The following is an 18356-nucleotide window of genomic DNA, read 5'->3' on the forward strand; positions in this document are numbered from 1 at the left end:
TCCGGTGGGCCTGCTGCGCCGAAAATGGAGTGCGGTTCGATGATGGCGCGGTCTCCGGGGATCCCGTGACGGCCGGATGGCCGTCGTCCGACCGGGTGACGTCGGTCACAACGGCCTCGTGGAGACTTGATACCGACCACTACTGGAACCATCCAGGACCGTAAAGCAGTACGCTTGTACCGCTACCGGAGAGACTGAAGAAGAACGCGAAGATCCGCGGAAGGAGCACCGCTGCTCATGGCCAAGATCAAGGTCCAGGGCACCGTCGTCGAGCTCGACGGCGATGAGATGACCCGCATCATTTGGCAGTTCATCAAGGACAGGCTGATCCACCCGTACCTGGACGTGGACCTGGAGTACTACGACCTGGGCATCGAGGAGCGGGATCGCACCGACGACCAGATCACCATCGACTCCGCCAACGCGATCAAGAAGCACGGCGTCGGCGTCAAGTGCGCCACGATCACGCCGGACGAGGCGCGCGTCGAAGAGTTCGGCCTGAAGAAGATGTGGCTCTCGCCGAACGGCACGATCCGCAACATCCTCGGCGGCGTGATCTTCCGCGAGCCGATCGTCATCCAGAACATCCCGCGCCTGGTGCCCGGCTGGACCAAGCCGATCATCATCGGCCGTCACGCGCACGGTGACCAGTACAAGGCGACCAACTTCAAGGTCCCCGGTCCCGGCACGCTGACCATCAGCTACACCCCGGACGACGGCTCCGAGCCGATGCAGTTCGACGTCGCGAAGTTCCCCGAGGGCGGCGGCGTCGCCATGGGCATGTACAACTACCGCAAGTCCATCGAGGACTTCGCGCGCGCCTCGCTGCAGTACGGCCTCGACCGTGAGTACCCGGTCTACATGTCGACCAAGAACACCATCCTCAAGGCCTACGACGGCATGTTCAAGGACGTGTTCGAGGAGATCTACCAGGCCGAGTTCAAGGCCGACTTCGACGCCAAGGGCATCTCCTACGAGCACCGCCTGATCGACGACATGGTCGCCGCGGCGATGAAGTGGGAGGGCGGCTACGTCTGGGCCTGCAAGAACTACGACGGTGACGTGCAGTCCGACACGGTCGCGCAGGGCTTCGGCTCGCTGGGCCTGATGACCTCGGTGCTGCGCACCCCGGACGGCAAGACCGTCGAGGCCGAGGCCGCGCACGGCACGGTCACCCGGCACTACCGCCAGCACCAGCAGGGCAAGCCGACCTCGACCAACCCGATCGCGTCGATCTTCGCGTGGACCCGGGGCCTCGAGCACCGCGGCAAGCTGGACTCGAACCCGGAGCTGATCGGGTTCGCGAACAAGCTGGAGCAGGTCGTCATCGAGACCGTCGAGAGCGGCAAGATGACCAAGGACCTCGCGCTGCTGATCAGCAAGGAGCAGGCGTTCCAGACCACCGAGGAGTTCCTCGCGACGCTGGACGAGAACCTGGCCAAGAAGATCGCCCAGGGCTGAGTCTCGCTGTAGTACGACGAAGGCCCCCTTCCTCGCGGAAGGGGGCCTTTCGCGTTGTGACCCTGGGTAGCCCGGCGACTTTCCGGTTGGCGCCTCCGGGTGGTTGGCAATCCGGGATCTGGGCGACCGTCCCGGTTTCTGCCACTCTGGACCGGACAGAAAACGATTCCCTTGTTCGAGGAGTGACCATCATGGCCATCTCGAAACCGGTCTTGTTCATCGGCGGCGGACTGGCGCTGATCGTCGTCGTCGCCATCTCGGGACAGGACCGGGAGTCGAGCGCGTCGAGCCCGACCGGTTGCCAGGTCGTGGTGACGGCCGACGTACTCAACGCGCGCGACGTCCCCGGTGGGCAGAAGATCGTCGGCAAGTACGTCAAGGACGCGAAGATCGACGCGCAGCCGGTGGTCGAGAACGGCTTCCGCAAGATCGCCGAAGGCAAGTGGGTCTCGGCGGAGTTCGCGCCCCCGGTCCAGGGCGCCAAATGCGGCCCGTGACCTGCGGCTTCGCGTTTAGCCCGCTAAACGCGACGTGTCCCTGACCTGGGGGATCGCGTTTAGCCCGCTAAACGCAAGTGGGCGCCTTCCTCGGCCGCCAGTACCTCGCCCCTGAACTCCTCGCGCGCCTCGGTCACCGAGATCTCGCGGTCGGAACCGGGCCAGAAATGGGTCAGCAGCAGCCGCCGGGCGCCCCCGCGCTCGGCCCAGTAACCGGCTTCGCCCGCCGTCGACACGAGCCGCGGCGTCTCGTCGGGAGACGGGCCCTGCAACGTGGCGTCGGCGATGAGCAGATCGGCGTCGCGCGCCAGCTCGGCCAGGATCGGGCTCGGCCCGCTGTCGCCGGTGTACGCGACGGTGAGCCCGGGCGCGCTCAGCCGGATCCCGTAGTTCGGCACGTGGTGCGGCAGCAGGAACGTCGTCATCCGGAACGGCCCGACCTCGCGCGGCGGGCCGAGGTCGGACACGTCGAAGATCGTCGTCGGATGCGGCCGCGGTTCCATCGCTTCGAGCCGTCGCACCGTGCCCGGCGTGCAGTGCAGCGGGATCCTGGGCTCGTCCGGCAGCCCGTAGGCGCGGGCACGGCCGAGCGCGCTCACGTCGGCGCAGTGATCGGGATGTTCATGCGTCACCACCACCGCGTCGACCCGGCCGCCGGGGGCGTGTTCGAAAAGCCGTGACGCGGCCCGTAACCGAGGTCGAGCACCAGCTTGAAACCCTCGTGGACCAGGAGGAATCCGGCGCAGGCGCGTCCCGGTTCAGGCCAGGCGCCGCAGCTGCCCAGCACGGTCAGCTCGCTCATGCGCGCAGTCTCGCAGACCGAACTCACTGACGGTTCTGTCGGACCCTCCGGGTAGCGTGCGGATCGTGCTGACCGTCTCCACTGTGAATGTCAACGGCCTCCGTGCCGCCGCGAAAAAGGGCTTCGTCGAGTGGCTGGGCTCGACGAAGGCCGATGTCGTCGCCTGCCAGGAGGTCCGGGCCGAGCTCAAGGAGCTGCCGGCCGGTGCCGCCGCGCCCGAAGGCTGGCACGTGGTGCACGCGCCGTCCGCGCAGAAGGGGCGCAACGGCGTCATGCTCTTCAGCCGCGCCGAGCCGGACGAGGTCCGCATCGGTTTCGGCGAGCCCGAATTCGAGGACAGCGGCCGCTACGCCGAGATCCACCTGCCGAATGTCGTGGTCGCGAGCCTGTACCTGCCCAGCGGTGACGTCGGCACCCCGCGCCAGGACGAGAAGGAGCGCTTCATGGCGGCGTTCCTGCCGTACCTCGTCGACCTGCGCGCCAAGGCCGAGGCCGGCGGCCGCGAGGTCGTCGTCGTGGGTGACTGGAACATCGCCTACGAGAAGACCGACCTGAAGAACTGGCGCGGGAATCAGAAGAGCTCGGGTTTCCTGCCGGAGGAGCGGGAGTGGCTCGGCCGCGTGTTCACCGAGGCCGGTTACGTCGACGTGCAGCGCAAACTCGATCCGGAAGGTCCCGGCCCGTACACCTGGTGGTCGTACCGCGGGAAGGCGTTCGACAACGACTCGGGCTGGCGCATCGACTGCCAGATCGCCACCCCCGGGCTGGCCGAGCGGTGCACGTCCGTCGTGGTCGAACGCGCCGAGTCCTACGACCAGCGCTGGTCGGATCACGCGCCGGTGACGGCGACCTATTCCGGCTGACCTGAGGCCGGTCACCGTGACCTCCGGGACTAGGTCGGGCACAATCAGGCTCAGGAGGTGGCGGCCGTGCACGAGTCGATCGAACTCAAGAAGCGCGAGATCGAGGATCTTTGCCGAACACACTCGGTGCGTCGCCTCGATCTGTTCGGCTCTGCCGTGAGTGACAGGTTCGACTCGGTGTCCAGCGATGTCGACGTGCTCGTCGAGTTCGACGCGGGGCCGGGGTTCGATCACTTCGGTACTTATTTCGACCTGAAAGAGGGCCTCGAGCAGGTGCTGGGACGTCCGGTCGACCTCATCAGCGTAACCAGCATCCGCAATCCTTACTTCAAGCAGCAGGTGCTGGAGACTCGGGAGCTTCTTTATGCAGCGTGATGCTCGCGCCTACCTTTGGGAGGCGTTGAGGGCAGCAGAACTGCTGACTGAGTTCAGTGAGGGCGAAGACTTCGATGGCTACCGGTCGAACGCCATGCTGCGCTCGGCGGTCGAGCGCCAGTTCGAGATCATCGGTGAGGCGCTGAACCAGCTGTCCAAAGTGGATAGCGTTCTCGCTGGGCAGGTTCCCGACCTCGGTCGTATCGTTGCCTTTCGCAACATTCTCATCCATGGATACGCGACCGTCGACGATGCCTTGGTGTGGCAGGTGCTCACCGAGAGGCTTCCTGGATTGATCGGTGTTCTTCGGCGCTTGCAAAAGACCTGAGGCCGGTAATGGAAACGAACGAAGCCAGGCGGATCGAGGCGACGAACGCTGAGCGCTACGCGATGTCCGCCCAGTACGGGTGGGAGTTCAGCCCGGACGCGCCGAACCTCCTGGAGCGCTGGACGGTGCTGCCGTTCAACCAGCGCGGTGACAAGCGGATGGCGTTCGGCGCGCTGAGCGGCGCGTACAACGGGCTCCAGTTCAGCGTCTTCGACTACCACCGCCGCCCGACGGTCACGAGCGTGCACACGCGGTGGACCAACAAGAAGGTCAACGAGCTGGACACGATCTCGATCGACACGGTCTGGGTGATCACGCTGCCCACGCCGATGCCGAACTTCCAGATCGTGTCGAGCATCGAAGCCGCCTGGGACGTAGATCAGTACCCCGAGCCCGCCACGGCGGACCGGAAGTTCAATCGCTGGTACAAACTGATCGACACCGATCCGAAGATCGCGGTCGGGGTGCTGACGCCGCAGGTCGCCGCCACGATGCGGTCGTCGAAGCTGCACACCTGGTCGCTGGTGGGCGCGGAACTGGTCTACGTCGAGAACCCGACGTTCGGCCGGACGAAGCCGGACGACGTGCTCTTGACACTGGCGCACCTCGGGAACCTGGTGTCGCTTCTGCCGTTCCATCTCGGTGGCGGGCAGGCCGCCGCGCCACCGCCGCAACAACACCAGCAACCGCCGTATCCGCCGCAGAATCCCGGGTATCCGCAGCAATACCCGCCTCCGCCGCAGTACGGCCGGCCGCCGTATCCGCAGCAGCCGGGATATCCGCCGCCGCAGTACCCGGCGCCGCACTATCCCCAACCCCAGTACCCGCACCCTCAATACCCGCCGCCGCCGTATCCGCAGCCCGGGTACCCACCGCAGGGTCATCCGCAGCCGGGCCCGTACGGTCCGCCGCCGGGGTATCCGCCACGCGGTTACTGACGGGACTTCGCGCTCTCCGTCCATACTGGACTTTCGACGAAGTGATTGTCGAATTTTTCCTGGCTGTCCAAGAGATCTTGGACGGTCGCGTCGCCGTGGCCGACTTTTTCCAGCAGGCGAAAGTAGTCGAACCGTTCCACGCCGGGGATGAACACGATCAGTACGTCCGCCGCTGAGTCCACGACCGTGCGGAAAGCGTGCGTGGTCAAGGGTGGAACGAGGAGCATGTCGCCCTCGGAAACGGTGACGATCTCTTCTCCCACAAGGACTTCCAGCTTTCCTCCCAGCATGAAGAACATCTCGGAGGAGCCCGTGTGGTAGTGCGGCGCCGCTCCGTCGGCACCGACGCCGAGTTGTGTTCTCGCGCTGCTCATGACTCCGCCTGTCGTGGAGACGTCGGCGAGCAGGGTGACGAGGGTGGGGGCCGCGCCGACGGTCTCGGCTTCGGCGGCGCGGACGAGGACGGGTTCGTGGGTTTGGATGCTCTGTGACATGTCCAGATAGTTCCATCACTGATAGTTCGCTGTCAAACTATCTCCTGTCGAATAGACTCGCGGACGTGAGTGAAGAGCGGAACGTCGACGCGATCGACGACGTGGTCGGCGCCTGGCGGCGGGAACGACCGGAACTGGACTTGACCGCGATCGGGGTCGCCGGCCGCCTCGGCCGCGTGACGATGCTGACCACGCCGATGGTGGAGGCCGTGTTCGCGAAGCACGGCTTGAAGCAAGGCGAGTTCGACGTGCTCGCGGCGCTCAGACGGTCCGGGAAGCCGTACACGCTGATCCCGTCCGAGCTGTCCGCGACGCTGATGATGTCCCGGGCGGGGATGACCAGCCGGATCGACCGGCTGGAGTCGGCGGGCCTGGTCGAGCGGGCGCTCGATCCCGAGGACCGGCGCAGCTTCCGGGTCACGCTGACCGAGCGCGGGTTCGAAGTCGTCGACGCCGCGATGACCGAGCACACGGCGAACGTCGCGAAGCTGCTTTCGCCGCTGGGTGGTGACCTCGAAGTCCTGGACAGGGCGCTGCGCCGACTTCTGGGCTCTCTCGAATGACGAAGGGGCTCTTCGTCGCGTCAACAGCGGCGAAGAGCCCCTTCAGCTGCCTGGACGGATCAGCAGGAAAGGTTGCCGCCGGGGGCGACGCCGAGGATCCCGGTGAACTGCTGGTACTTGCTCACGCGGCTCTGCACCTGGCCGGGGTTGCCGCCGTTGCATTCGATGCTGCCGTTGATGCTGCGGATGGTCTCGCCGAAGCCGCGGCTGTTGACCATCGCGTCGTGCGGGGTCATCGTGCCCGGACCGTTCTGGGTCATCCAGTACCAGATACCGGTCTTCCAGGCGACCGCCGCGTCGTTCTGCACCAGCCACGGGTTGGTCAGCAGCGGCAGGCCCAGCGCGTCGCCGGCGGCCTTGTAGTTGAAGTTCCAGCTCAGCTGGATCGGGCCGCGGCCGTAGTAGGCGGCGTTGCCCGCCGGGCAACCGTAAGACTGGCTCGTGTCGCAGTAGTGCGGATAGTTGGCCTGGTTCTGCTCGACGATGTGGACCAGGCCGCCGGTCTCGTGGCTGACGTTCGCCAGGAAAGCCGCCGCTTCCTGCTTCTTCACGGTGTCGCTGCCCGTGCCCGCGAAGGCCGGGTACGCGCTGAGGGCGGTGACCAGGCCGTTGTAGGTGTAGAAGGCGTTCCGGCTCGGGAACATCTGGTTGAACTGGGCCTCGCTGACCACGAAACCGGACGGGTTCGGCGGGTTGGTCGTGCCGCCGCCGCAGGCGCCCTGATCAGCCCAAACCTGCGCCGTACCCGGGGTTTCGTTCTGCGTCCACCACTTGGCGGACCAGTTGTGTCCGTTGTGCGAGGCGGTGTTGCCGCCCCAGTAGACCGAGCTCGCGTTCCACGGTGCCACGCAGTCCGCGGCGGAGGCGGTCTGGGCCGGGACGACCACGGCGACCGTGGTGGCGGCGAAGGTGGCGGCGACCGCCGCGAGAATACGTCGAAGAGACATCGGTGGCTCCTTCGTACGAGGGGACCATGCAGGGAGATATTGGTCTATACCTTTTAAGGGGTATGGCCAACAGGTATAGACCATTGCGGACAAGAAACCAACCGATGAAAGTCGGATCGTGCCTGTTCGGCCCCGTGGTGACAGCCGAATGGCCTAGCCCTGTCCGGTTTTGTCAGAAACCCTTTGTGTGCGCGGCAACTCTGAGAAGAGGGGTGCTCGAAAGATCCCCCCTGTGAGGGGCTAGTCTCGTGCCCCGAGTTGATCAGAACCCACAGGTCTTGACACGCTCGGTAGTTTTTTGACCAGCAGCCTGGAAATGCTCACTCGTTCGGGTTAGCGTTCCGGTTCGGCAAAGTCACGTCACGGGAGGCACTCCGGTGCGGAACCCAGCTCATCTCCTGATGCGCTCGGCCCTGCCCGCGGCCAGGGCCGCGGCGGTCATCGCGATCCCGGTCGCGCTGCTCGTCGCGGGCGCTGTCCCGGCTTCGGCCGCGGAGGCGACGTCACGCTCGGAGATGGCGTTCGGTCTTCTGGGCCCGGTCGGCCTGATCGCCGTCGCGCTCGGCGTCGTCGGCATGGCCTTCGGCGTGTTCCGTCAGCGTCGGAAGGCCCGCTCGGCCGCTGCCGCCCCCGCTCCCGTCGCTCCGGCCCAGCCCGCCACCCCACACGTCGCCGCGATGGCGGAGGCCGTCCTCACCGACGACGCCCTCGCCCGCCAGCAGCGCCGCTGACCTGCGCCTCCCCGCCCCGGATCGCGTTTAGGGGGCGAAACGCAACGCGGCCCCGGATCGCGTTTAGCCCGCTAAAGTCGCTCTGGCCTCAGGCCCCGGCGGATCGCGATTAGCCCGCTAAAGTCGCCTGGGGCTCTGGCGCGCACGGATCGCGTTTAGCCCGCTAAACGCAGGTCGGCGCGCAAGGGGGCGGAGCGCGATTAGCCCGCGAAAGGCGAAGTGCCGGATTTCTTGGGTAGGGACACCTAGTCCCGCCCGGATTGTTTAGGGGCGCGCCGGTCGCCACGCTCGGGTGCATGACGGTGACGCAACGTCGCAACCGGCCCGGTGATCCTTTCCCCCGGGCCCTGGACCAGGCGATCGCGGACAGCGGTCTCGGACTCGACCGGATCCGCCACCGGCTCGCCCAACAAGGCGTCCGGGTCAGTGTCGCGACCTTGAGCTACTGGCGGACAGGAAGAAGCCGCCCCGAGCGATGCGACTCCCTGAAGGCGGTCGCGCTGCTGGAGCGGCTCTTCGAACTTCCGCACGGTTCCTTGCTGAACCGGCTGGGACCGCGTCGCCCCAGGGGACGGTGGGGCGACGCGGGAACCGGATCAGACTCCGGAGTTGCTGCGGATCCAGCTGCGGAAGTAGGGGACGTCCACGTAGATCGACGGCCCGGTCGCGCAGGTGCTGCTGTTGTTCCCGGCGCGGCTGGTGGCGCCGACCAGCTGCCAGACACCGTTGACCTGCTTCACCTGCGGGCCGCCCGAGTCGCCGTAGCAGGCGCCCTTGTTCCCGCCGGGGTTGTTGGTGCAGATCTCGCTCGCGCCGCTGATGCCGAGGCACTTGTTGTCGGCGACGATCGAGGTGTCCAGCTGCTGCAGGGTGATCGGGGCACCGCAGCCGCCCTGCGGGGCACAGGTCTGGCCCCAGCCGATGATCCGCGTCGCGGTGCCGACGGCCCCGGACGCGTCGGCGATCGTGACCGGCGCCTGCGAAACCGCCGTCGAGAGCCGCAGCAGCGCCAGGTCGGCGCTCGGGTGGGCGATCCGCTGGGCCACGCGGGCCACGGTGCCACCGCTGGTGCGGTTCGTGGTGCCGACGCGCACCTGGTACGGCGTGCCACAGTGCTTCGCGGTGACCACCCAGGTCGAGCTGATCAGTGAGCCACCACACTGGTGCCCACCGGAGCTCGACTGCTGGGACACCATGAACGAGTAGACCTGGGTCGCGTTGCCGCCGCCGACGATGTTCGGCTGGACGCCGCCGGTGGGCTCGGCAGCCGTGGCGACGCCGGGGAGGGTGAACACGGCCGCAGCCGCGATGGCCAAGCCCATCAGCAGGGATCGTGCCTTCATCTGGGTTCTCCTTCGGTGTGGCCGGAAGATCCGGTGCCATGAACGCTAGGAATCGGACAACGCGCCCAGAACCGTCGGAAGTATGTGGCGTTTAACCGTTTAGACCGTTCGTCGGGGGCGACCTCCGATGACCTGCCGAGACGCGGCCTGACAGAATCCGGGCGTGTCCGACGAACTGAAGCGCCCGCGGGTGCTCTCCGGGATCCAGCCGACCGCCGACTCGTTCCACCTGGGCAACTACCTGGGTGCGCTGCGGCAATGGGTGCGGCTGCAGGACACCCACGAGACCTTCTACATGGTCGTCGACCTGCACGCGATCACCGTCGAGCAGGACCCGAAGGTGCTGCGCGAGCGCACGCGCCGTTCGGCCGCGCAGTTGCTCGCGCTCGGCGTCGACCCGGCCCGCAGCGCGCTGTTCGTCCAGAGCCAGGTGCCCGAGCACGCCCAGTTGAGCTGGGTGCTGGAATGCCAGACCGGGTTCGGCGAGGCGAGCCGGATGACGCAGTTCAAGGACAAGGCCGCGAAGCAGGGCACGGATCGCGCCAGCGTCGGCCTGTTCACCTACCCGGTCCTGCAGGCCGCGGACATCCTGCTGTACCAGGCGAACGAGGTCCCCGTCGGCGAGGACCAGCGCCAGCACCTGGAGCTGACGCGCAACCTCGCGCAGCGGTTCAACAACCGCTACGGCAAGACGTTCACCGTGCCGGAGCCGCATATCGTCAAGGACACGGCGAAGATCTACGACCTGCAGGACCCGACCGCGAAGATGAGCAAGTCCTCGTCGACCGGCAACGGCCTCATCGAGCTGCTCGAAGACCCGAAGAAGTCGGCGAAGAAGGTCCGGTCGGCGGTCACCGACACCGGCCGCGAGATCGTCTTCGACGCCGAGAACAAGCCCGGTGTCTCGAACCTGCTGACGATCCTCTCCGCGCTGACCGACCAGTCGGTCGACGAACTCGTCACCGCCTACGAAGGCAAGGGCTACGGCGACCTGAAGAAGGGTGTCGCCGAGGCGTTCGTCGAGTGGGTCACGCCGGTGCAGGAACGCGTCCAGTCCTACATGGACGACGTCGCCGAGCTCGACAAGGCGCTGGCCCTCGGCGCGCAACGGGCGCGGGAAGTCGCTTCGGTGACGTTGCGGAACGTCTACGACAACATCGGGTTCCTTCCCCCGGCAGGCTGATTCGCGCTGCGATGTCGCCGCCGCGTGGTTAGCGTTTCAAGGTGGCGAAAGATGACGGCGCGAAGCCGGAAGAGGACAAGCTGTTACCGCGCTTGAGGCGGAAGTACGGCTGGCTCGATCACCTCATCCGGGCGAACGACGCCTTCACCGAGCGCTACGGGAACCACTACGCCGCCGCGATCACCTACTTCAGTGTGCTTTCGGTGATCCCGATCCTGATGGTCGCCTTCGCGATCATCGGGATCGTGCTCCGCGGCGACACCGCGGTGACGAACCAGCTCGTCGACGGCATCAAGAAGTCGGTCCCGGAGGGACTGAGCGATCTGGTCGGCAGCATCATCCAGGCGGCGCTGGACTCCGGCGGCGGTATCGGCGTGTTCGGCCTGCTGCTCGCCCTGTACTCCGGCGTCGGCTGGATGACGAACCTGCGGGACGCGCTGACGGCCCAATGGGGGCAGGAAAAGCAACAGTTGCCGTTGGTGTCGACGACGATCAAGGATCTGCTGTCGCTGGTCGGACTGGGTCTCGCGCTAGTGGTGTCCTTCGGCCTCACCGCGGCGGGCAGTGGCGTCGGGCGGTTCCTGCTCGAACTGGTCGGCCTGGAGGAGCAGAGCTGGGCCAAGTTCCTGCTGAAGGTCGCCACGATCCTGCTCGGCCTGCTCGCGAACACCCTGGTGTTCCTGTGGGTCATCGCGAGGCTGCCCCGTGAGCACGTCGCGCTGCGCAGCGCGGTCAAGGGCGCGATCTTCGCCGCCGTCGGGTTCATCGTGCTCCAGCAGGCCGCGACCGTTTACCTCGGCAGCGTCACGAAATCACCGGCGTTCACGTTGTTCGGCCCGGTGATCGGCCTGCTCGTGTTCGCGAACCTCGTTTCGCGGTTCCTGTTGTTCGTCACCGCGTGGACGGCGACGGCCAAGGAGAACATGCAGACGGTCATCGAGCCGCCGGCCCCGGTGCTGATCCATCCGAGGGTGACCGTTCAGCAGGGGCCGGGACTCGGCGCCGTCGGCGGGGCTTTCGCGACCGGAGCGCTTCTGGGCTGGTTCGGCCGCCGGAAGTCCTGATCCGTTACTCGCCCGCCATGGCCTTCTTGCGCTGGTGGCCGATGACGAACGACGCCACGATGATCAGGAAGACGACCAGCGTGATGATCCAGCCGGTCACGCCGAACGGGTCTTCCGCCGCGGCCGCGGCGCCGCTGTTCGACGTGCCGTCGGCGTTCGGCGCGGCCGATGCCTGGCCCGCTTCCACGGCCTCCGTCGCCTTGTATTCGATGCGCCCGACCGATTCGGCCTTGGCCTCACGCAGCGCGATGCCGTAATCGAGGAGCTTCGCCGCCTGTTCGACGACCCGCGTCGGACGCTGTTCGGCACGGAGCATCACGACCGCGACCCGATGACCGTTCTGGAGCGCGCCGCCGACGTAGGTGTGCCGGGCGTCGTCGGTGAAGCCGGTCTTCCCGCCGATGAATCCGGGGTAGGTCCCGAGGAGCTTGTTGTCGTTGTAGATCGTGATGACCGGTTTTCCCGCGGTGGGCGGGATTTCGAAGCTCTTGGTCTTGACCACCCGCGCGAATTCCGGCTTCTTCATCGCGTAGTGGAAGATCAGGCTCATGTCGTAGGCCGAGGTCGACATGCCCGGGCCGTCAAGCCCGGACGGTGTCGCGGCCCGGGTGTCGGTGGCGCCGACGCGGATGGCCAGCTCGTTCATCTTCGCGACGGTGGCGTCGACCCCGCCGAGCACGGTGGAGAGCGCGTGCGCCGCGTCGTTTCCCGAGTGCATCAGCAGCCCGTGCAGCAGCTGGTCCACTGTGTACTGACCGCCCGCGGCGATGCCCATGCAGGTGCACTCCTGCTCGGCGTCCTCCTTGGTCGGGGTGATGACCGTTTCCGGCTTGAGTTCGGTGACCACGACCAGTCCCAGCAGGACCTTGATCAGCGACGCCGGCCGCTGACGGGCGTGCGGATCCTTCGCGGCGATGACGTCGCCGGTTTCGAGGTCCTGAAGCACCCAGGACGCGGCGGTGCTCCCGTCGGGCGGGTTCAGCGCGCGCTTCGGGAGCACGAGCCCGCATTCGGCCATCCGGTCGCCGCCGACCGGGACCGGCGGGACCGGCAACGGGGCGGGCACGGCCTCGCCGGGGCGCGGCTTCTCGGAGGTGTCGATCGGCGCGGGAGGTGTCGTCTTGTTCGCGCACGGCTGCGCCTGGGCTGGTGGCTTCGGAGCGGCTGTGGCCACCGGCGTCACCGCGAGGGCGAGCACACCGGAAACGAGGACCAGGAGCGACCGGGAGATAGCGCTGTGCACCCGAGCAATGTAGCGTCGCCGGGCTCGCTGCATACTCAGGGGCATGCGCATTTCGCGAGGTACTTCGATGTTCCTGCTGGGTTTCGGCGTGTGGTCGTGGATCATCTGGATCACGTTCGCCAAGAACCTCTGGGACAGCGACCGCGCCTGGGCCGCCGACGGCTCGCCCACCGCTTACTTCATCGTGCACGCGGTGCTGACGGTCGTCTCGTTCGTGCTCGGCACCATCATCGGCCTGATCGGTCTGCGCACGCTTCGTGGCGCCAAGTCACGGGAGGCCGAAAAGGCTGACGCCTGATCCGGTTTGTCGTCCTTTTGTCGGTGGTGGCCGGGCTTCGGCTCGCTTACGTTCACTCCACCGAATCATGGAGGTGGAATGTCCCGGATCAGACGCCTGCTCGTCCCCGCGCTCGTCGCGGCGGCGGCGGGAAGTGTGTTCGCGGCCCCGTCGGCGAGCGCCGCGCCCGCGCCGCAGTGCGACACCGCGAGCGCGCCGTTCAACTACGTGGTGCTCTACAACCCGCGTACCCCGGAGCGCAAGGTCGACAGCGAGCTGCGCGCCAAGTGCGGCGAGAAGGTCGCGTACTACCCGGAGATCGGGGTCGCGGTCGCGACCTCGCGCAACGCCGACTTCCAGGCGAAGATCGGTGTCTTCCGCGCCTACTCGGGCGGCCGTGACGTGGCGTTCCCGCCGGCGGCGTCGGCCCGTTCGACCCGCTCCGCCGTGGTCGACACCAAGGAGAGCGAAGAGACCACCAGCGTCGCGGCCGAAGAAGACCTCTCGGCCCAGCAGTGGGACATGCGGGCGATCCAGGCTCCCGAGGCGAACAAGGTCTCCGGTGGCAGCCGCTCGGTGACCGTCGGCGTGCTGGACTCGGGCATCGAGCCCACCCACCCCGCGCTGAAGGCCGCCATCGACCCGAAGACCTCCGCGGGCTGCAACACGGGTGCGCCCGACACGACGCCCGCCGCCTGGGCGCCCACGAACTCCGACCACGGCACGCACGTCGCCGGCACCATCGCGGGCAAGGACAGCGCGCGCGGCTTCACGGGCATCGCGCCCGGCGTCAAGCTGGCGTCGGTGAAGGTCGTGAACGACGACGGCCTGATCCTCCCCGAAGCCGCCGTGTGCGGGTTCATGTGGGCGGCGAAGCACCGCTTCCCGGTCACGAACAACAGCTACTACATCGACCCGGGCATGTTCTACTGCACGAAGGAGCCGGGCGACGCGGCCGCGTTCGAGGCCGTCCGCCGCGCGGTGACCTACTCGACCGGCCGTGGCGTGCTGAACGTCGCCGCCGCCGGCAACAGCGGCTTCGACCCGGACAAGCAGACCGTCGACCCGAACCGTCCGCACCCCGTCGACTCGAGCTGCGGGATCCTGCCCAAGGCCATCGACGGCGTCGTCAACGTCTCGGCCATCGGCTACGCGGGCACGAAGTCGTCGTACAGCAACTACGGCAACGACGTTTCGGTCACCGCGCCCGGCGGCGACCGGGCCCAGCTGCCGCCCGCCGGACAGGGTGCCGGTTGCCCGCTGTCGACGATCTTCAACGGCGCGTACGGCACCAAGTGCGGTACGTCGATGGCGTCGCCGCACGCCGCCGGTGTCGCCGCGCTGCTGGCTTCCCGTTACCGCCACGCTCCGCCTGTGGCGCTGAGGTGGCTGCTGGAGCACCAGGCCGACACGGTCGCCTGTGGTTCCGCGGCGCCGGTCTGTGAAGGCCCGGCGAAGGACAACTCTTACTACGGGCACGGGCGCGTCAACGCCCTGGACGCTGTTAAGTAAGTCCTTTCTCTGCCAAGTCCGTGAAGGCCTCCTTTCCTACCCTCAAGGTAGGAAAGGAGGCCTTCACGGTCATCAAGCAGCGACGGCGAGGCGTACCTGGGGACGAGGGCGAGAGGCCGCGATCCGCCAGGCAGCCTCCAGATCCGCGACCACGCCGGCCGGATCGTTCAGCAGTTGTGAAGGCAAGGTCTGCACGACGATGAGCCCGGAAGTCGCGTACCGGGTGTTCCGATCCACGGTCCGCTGGTATCCGGCGCGGTGGAAATGGAAGTCGAACGAATCGATTTCCCAGATGAGGCCGACGTCGTCCCACCACGCGTCCGGTCGTCCCAGGTACTTGCCTGAGACGTCGAAGAGCTCGGCATTCCAATGACTGGGTGGTGTCGTCAGGCGTCGACTGAGCACTTTCGCCCGGGACTCCGCCATCGACCGGATGTCCACCCAGTCGGTCAAAAGCCGCCTCGGTATCGCGGTTCCTCGCTGAGTCCCGTGATTCAGTTCCCAGAGGAGCGCCTTGGGATGGCATCTGCCTTGCTGGATCGCCTCGATGAGCAGTTCTTCGGACGCCAGCGGGTCGGCGAGCTGCCGGACGGCGTCGGTCGTGGCGCGAACCAGCGGCGCGAGTGGTACGTCGTTTCTGATCGCCGGGGCGGGTAGCCGCACTGTCCGCTCCGTGGTCACGAAGCCGACGCTTCGGATCTTCCGGTCGTGCGGTATCAGCAGATGAAGTCCCGGATCGGCAGGGAGCGAGGCCGGACGTAGCCCCTGGAGGCGGCAGGCTTCGATGCCAGTGATCATCGCTTTCGCTCCTGCGTAAAGGAGCGCCGCGGTCACCGATTCCGACGAGGTCGGTTTCTGATCATGCAGCAGAACGATTCCGGGAAGAATCCGTTGCCATGGCCCACCGGGCAGGCACCGTTGATAGATCGTCTTGCTTGGCATCTCCAGTGATTCCAGGTCGGCGACCCGGATGACGCCATTGCGGCTCCGCGCCAGCAGCAGTTCGGGATGCTGTGCCCATCTACCCCTCTTGACCACGTGATCCAGCCTGTCCGCCTGAACCCGGCTGCGACAGCCCTATTTCGCGAACCTGTGGATAACTGGGGGGTTGTGGATAACTTCCGGAAAGCCGTGAAGGCCTCCTTTCCTACCTTGAGGGTAGGGAAGGAGGCCTTCACGGACTTTCGTAGTGCAGCGGAAGCAGGAGGGGTTAGACGCGCTTGAAGAGCAGGGCGCGCTTAACCTCTTGGATTGCTTTGGTGACCTGGATGCCGCGCGGGCAAGCGTCGGTGCAGTTGAACGTGGTCCGGCAGCGCCAAACGCCCTCGGAGTCGTTCAGGATGTCCAGACGCTCTTCGGCGCCTTCGTCACGCGAGTCGAAGATGAACCGGTGCGCGTTGACGATCGCGGCCGGGCCGAAGTACGAGCCGTCGTTCCAGTACACCGGGCACGAGGACGTGCAGCAGGCGCACAGGATGCACTTGGTCGTGTCGTCGAACCGGTCGCGGTCGGCCTGCGACTGGATCCGCTCGCGCGTGGGCTCGTTCCCGTAGGCGATCAGGTACGGCTTCACCGCACGGTACGCCTCGAAGAACGGGTCCATGTCGACGTAAAGGTCCTTGAGCGTGGTCAGACCCTTGATCGGCGCGATGGTGATGGTCGTCTTCTTGCCGCCGGTCTCCAACAGGTCCTTCATCAGGACCTTGCACGCCAGCCGGTTGATGCCGTTGATCTGCATCGCGTCGGACCCGCAGACACCGTGGGCGCACGAGCGGCGGAACGAGAACGTCCCGTCGATGTAGTCCTTCACGTAGAAAAGCAGGTTCAGCAGCCGGTCGGTGCGCTGCGCCGGGACGTCGTAGGACTCCCAGTGCGGCTCGGTGTCGACCTCGGGGTTGAACCGCAGGATCTTCAGCGTGACGGTGATCGGCGTGTGGTCGGAGGACACGGCCTCCGACTTCTCGGGGGTGGCCGTGGTCATCAGTACTTCCGCTCCATCGGTTCGTAGCGGGTGAAGGTCACCGGCTTGTAGTCCAGTCGGATGTCGGCGGACAGCGCGGCACCCTCCTTGTAGGCCATGGTGTGCCGCATGAAGTTCGTGTCGTCGCGGTTCGGGTAGTCCTCGCGCGCGTGCCCGCCGCGGGACTCCTTGCGCGCCAGGGCGCCGACGACCAGGACCTCGGCGAGTTCGAGCAGGAAGCCCAGCTCGACGGCTTCGAGGACGTCGGTGTTGTACCGCTTCCCCTTGTCCGACACGGTGATCCGCTCGTACCGCTCCTTCAGCGCCTGCACGTCGGTCAGCGCCTGCTTCAGCGTGTCCTCCGTGCGGTACACCGAAGCGTGCGAGTCCATCGTCTTCTGCAGCTCGGTGCGGATGTCGGCGACGCGCTCGTCACCGTGCTCCGAAAGCAGCAGCGACAGCTGGTCCTCGACGACCTTGGTCGGGTTCTCCGGCAGCTCGATGTGCTCGTGCGCCAGCGCGTACTCGGCGGCCGCGATGCCGGCGCGACGGCCGAACACGTTGATGTCCAGCAGCGAGTTGGTGCCGAGGCGGTTCGAGCCGTGCACCGAAACACACGCGACCTCGCCCGCGGCGTACAGGCCGGGGATGACGTTTTCGTTGTCCCGCAACGCTTCACCGTGGATGTTGGTCGGGATTCCGCCCATCACGTAGTGACAGGTCGGGAACACCGGCACCGGCTCGGTGACCGGGTCGACACCCAGGTACGTCCGCGAGAACTCCATGATGTCCGGGAGTTTCGCGTTCAGGGTCTCTTCCGGGATGTGCGTGACGTCGAGGACGACGTAGTCCTTGTTCGGCCCGCAACCGCGGCCCTGCAGCACTTCCTGCACCATCGACCGGGCGACGATGTCACGCGGCGCGAGGTCCTTGATGGTGGGGGCGTAGCGCTCCATGAACCGCTCGCCGTCGGCGTTGCGGAGGATGCCGCCTTCACCGCGCACGGCCTCGGAGATGAGGATGCCGAGCCCGGCGAGACCTGTCGGGTGGAACTGGAAGAACTCCATGTCCTCCAGCGGCAGGCCCTTGCGGAAGATGATGCCGAGGCCGTCACCGGTGAGGGTGTGCGCGTTCGACGTCGTCTTGAAGATCTTGCCCGCGCCGCCGGTGGCGAACACGATCGACTTCGCCTGGAAGACGTGCAGCTCGCCGGTCGCCAGCTCGTAGGCGACGACGCCGGAAGCGGCCGGGTTGCCGTCCTCGTCCGGGGTCAGGACCAGGTCGAGCACGTAGAACTCGTTGAAGAACTCGGTGCCGTGCTTGACGCAGTTTTGGTACAGCGTCTGCAGGATCATGTGCCCGGTGCGGTCCGCGGCGTAGCAGGCGCGGCGCACCGCGGCCTTGCCGTGGTCACGGGTGTGCCCGCCGAAGCGGCGCTGGTCGATCTTGCCCTCGGGCGTCCGGTTGAACGGCAGGCCCATCTTCTCCAGGTCGAGGACCGCGTCGATGGCTTCCTTCGCCATGATCTCGGCGGCGTCCTGGTCGACCAGATAGTCGCCGCCCTTGATCGTGTCGAAGGTGTGCCACTCCCAGTTGTCCTCTTCGACGTTCGCCAGCGCGGCGCACATGCCGCCCTGCGCCGCGCCGGTGTGCGAACGCGTCGGGTAGAGCTTGGTGAGGACCGCGGTGCGGGCACGCTGGCCGGACTCGATGGCCGCGCGCATGCCGGCGCCACCGGCGCCGACGATCACCACGTCGTACTTGTGGAACTGCAT

At 66.8% G+C, this 18356-nt stretch carries 19 protein-coding genes and 1 pseudogene; 12 read left to right on the forward strand and 8 right to left on the reverse strand.

The window, feature by feature from the left end; all coding sequences use genetic code 11:
• Window positions 1-237 precede the first annotated feature (237 nt).
• Both CFP71_RS38645 and CFP71_RS38650 read left to right on the forward strand, forming a co-directional pair.
• Complete coding sequence (locus CFP71_RS38645; protein ID WP_005166487.1) at window positions 238-1461, forward strand: NADP-dependent isocitrate dehydrogenase; 1224 nt, start codon at window positions 238-240, stop codon at window positions 1459-1461.
• Between the two features lie 191 nt (window positions 1462-1652).
• Entirely contained in the window at window positions 1653-1958 is a 306-nt protein-coding gene (locus CFP71_RS38650; protein ID WP_093938875.1) for a hypothetical protein, read from the forward strand.
• Between the two features lie 59 nt (window positions 1959-2017).
• Here CFP71_RS38650 and CFP71_RS38655 read toward each other — a convergent pair.
• Window positions 2018-2760, reverse strand: a pseudogene (locus CFP71_RS38655) (MBL fold metallo-hydrolase).
• Between the two features lie 56 nt (window positions 2761-2816).
• Between CFP71_RS38655 and CFP71_RS38660 the strand changes: the two are divergent.
• The 4 genes from CFP71_RS38660 to CFP71_RS38675 all read left to right on the forward strand — a co-directional run bounded on the left by CFP71_RS38660 (window position 2817) and on the right by CFP71_RS38675 (window position 5264).
• Entirely contained in the window at window positions 2817-3623 is an 807-nt protein-coding gene (locus CFP71_RS38660; protein ID WP_093938850.1) for an exodeoxyribonuclease III, read from the forward strand.
• Window positions 3624-3689: 66 nt separating this feature from the next.
• Window positions 3690-3998 carry a nucleotidyltransferase family protein gene (locus tag CFP71_RS38665; RefSeq protein ID WP_093938851.1) on the forward strand — a complete coding sequence of 103 codons (309 nt, stop codon included), beginning with the start codon at window positions 3690-3692 and terminating at the stop codon, window positions 3996-3998.
• Entirely contained in the window at window positions 3988-4326 is a 339-nt protein-coding gene (locus tag CFP71_RS38670; protein ID WP_093938852.1) for a HepT-like ribonuclease domain-containing protein, read from the forward strand. The genes CFP71_RS38665 and CFP71_RS38670 overlap by 11 nt, the downstream gene beginning before the upstream one ends.
• 8 nt (window positions 4327-4334) lie before the next feature.
• Entirely contained in the window at window positions 4335-5264 is a 930-nt protein-coding gene (locus CFP71_RS38675) for a hypothetical protein (protein WP_093938853.1), read from the forward strand.
• Here the strand turns inward: CFP71_RS38675 and CFP71_RS38680 are convergent.
• On the reverse strand, window positions 5258-5758 hold the full coding sequence (locus CFP71_RS38680) for a cupin domain-containing protein (protein WP_093938854.1): 501 nt from the start codon (window positions 5756-5758) through the stop codon (window positions 5258-5260). The genes CFP71_RS38675 and CFP71_RS38680 overlap by 7 nt on opposite strands.
• A 65-nt stretch (window positions 5759-5823) precedes the next feature.
• On the opposite strand from CFP71_RS38680, the gene CFP71_RS38685 reads away from it, so the two are divergent.
• Window positions 5824-6321, forward strand: coding sequence for a MarR family winged helix-turn-helix transcriptional regulator (locus CFP71_RS38685; RefSeq protein ID WP_093938855.1), 498 nt, complete (start codon window positions 5824-5826; stop codon window positions 6319-6321).
• Between the two features lie 59 nt (window positions 6322-6380).
• Here the strand turns inward: CFP71_RS38685 and CFP71_RS38690 are convergent, their stop codons facing one another.
• The gene (locus CFP71_RS38690; protein ID WP_093938856.1) at window positions 6381-7268 is read right to left on the reverse strand and encodes a glycoside hydrolase family 19 protein; all 888 of its coding nucleotides are present in this window, start codon (window positions 7266-7268) and stop codon (window positions 6381-6383) included.
• Between the two features lie 401 nt (window positions 7269-7669).
• Between CFP71_RS38690 and CFP71_RS38695 the strand changes: the two genes are divergently transcribed.
• Window positions 7670-7999 (forward strand): hypothetical protein, encoded by a 330-nt coding sequence (locus CFP71_RS38695; RefSeq protein WP_093938857.1) that lies wholly within the window; start codon window positions 7670-7672, stop codon window positions 7997-7999.
• Between the two features lie 596 nt (window positions 8000-8595).
• Here CFP71_RS38695 and CFP71_RS38705 read toward each other — a convergent pair.
• Window positions 8596-9342, reverse strand: coding sequence for a S1 family peptidase (locus CFP71_RS38705; RefSeq protein ID WP_093938858.1), 747 nt, complete (start codon window positions 9340-9342; stop codon window positions 8596-8598).
• A 163-nt stretch (window positions 9343-9505) separates the two neighbouring features.
• Between CFP71_RS38705 and trpS the strand changes: the two genes are divergently transcribed.
• Together trpS and CFP71_RS38715 are read left to right on the forward strand one after the other, a co-directional pair.
• On the forward strand, window positions 9506-10525 hold the full coding sequence (gene trpS / locus CFP71_RS38710; protein ID WP_093938859.1) for a tryptophan--tRNA ligase: 1020 nt from the start codon (window positions 9506-9508) through the stop codon (window positions 10523-10525).
• 41 nt (window positions 10526-10566) lie between these two features.
• Entirely contained in the window at window positions 10567-11589 is a 1023-nt protein-coding gene (locus CFP71_RS38715; protein WP_093938860.1) for a YhjD/YihY/BrkB family envelope integrity protein, read from the forward strand.
• A gap of 4 nt (window positions 11590-11593) precedes the next feature.
• Here the strand turns inward: CFP71_RS38715 and CFP71_RS38720 are convergent, their stop codons facing one another.
• Entirely contained in the window at window positions 11594-12832 is a 1239-nt protein-coding gene (locus tag CFP71_RS38720) for a D-alanyl-D-alanine carboxypeptidase family protein (protein ID WP_093938861.1), read from the reverse strand.
• Between the two features lie 43 nt (window positions 12833-12875).
• Between CFP71_RS38720 and CFP71_RS38725 the strand changes: the two genes are divergently transcribed.
• Window positions 12876-13130, forward strand: a complete 255-nt coding sequence (locus tag CFP71_RS38725; protein WP_093938862.1) for an SCO4848 family membrane protein — start codon at window positions 12876-12878, stop codon at window positions 13128-13130.
• Between the two features lie 78 nt (window positions 13131-13208).
• Window positions 13209-14621 carry a S8 family peptidase gene (locus tag CFP71_RS38730; RefSeq protein WP_093938863.1) on the forward strand — a complete coding sequence of 471 codons (1413 nt, stop codon included), beginning with the start codon at window positions 13209-13211 and terminating at the stop codon, window positions 14619-14621.
• Window positions 14622-14693: 72 nt separating this feature from the next.
• On the opposite strand, the gene CFP71_RS38735 is transcribed toward CFP71_RS38730, so the two are convergent.
• The 3 genes from CFP71_RS38735 to sdhA form a co-directional block, all read right to left on the reverse strand.
• Window positions 14694-15419 (reverse strand): hypothetical protein, encoded by a 726-nt coding sequence (locus CFP71_RS38735; protein ID WP_244199996.1) that lies wholly within the window; start codon window positions 15417-15419, stop codon window positions 14694-14696.
• A 412-nt stretch (window positions 15420-15831) separates the two neighbouring features.
• Window positions 15832-16602 (reverse strand): succinate dehydrogenase iron-sulfur subunit, encoded by a 771-nt coding sequence (locus CFP71_RS38740; RefSeq protein ID WP_076163134.1) that lies wholly within the window; start codon window positions 16600-16602, stop codon window positions 15832-15834.
• Window positions 16602-18356 (reverse strand): succinate dehydrogenase flavoprotein subunit, encoded by a 1755-nt coding sequence (sdhA, locus tag CFP71_RS38745; RefSeq protein ID WP_093938865.1) that lies wholly within the window; start codon window positions 18354-18356, stop codon window positions 16602-16604. The genes CFP71_RS38740 and sdhA overlap by 1 nt, the downstream gene beginning before the upstream one ends.

Origin of the sequence: Amycolatopsis thailandensis (assembly GCF_002234405.1) — a bacterium.
GTDB classification, from domain to species: Bacteria; Actinomycetota; Actinomycetes; order Mycobacteriales; family Pseudonocardiaceae; genus Amycolatopsis; species Amycolatopsis thailandensis.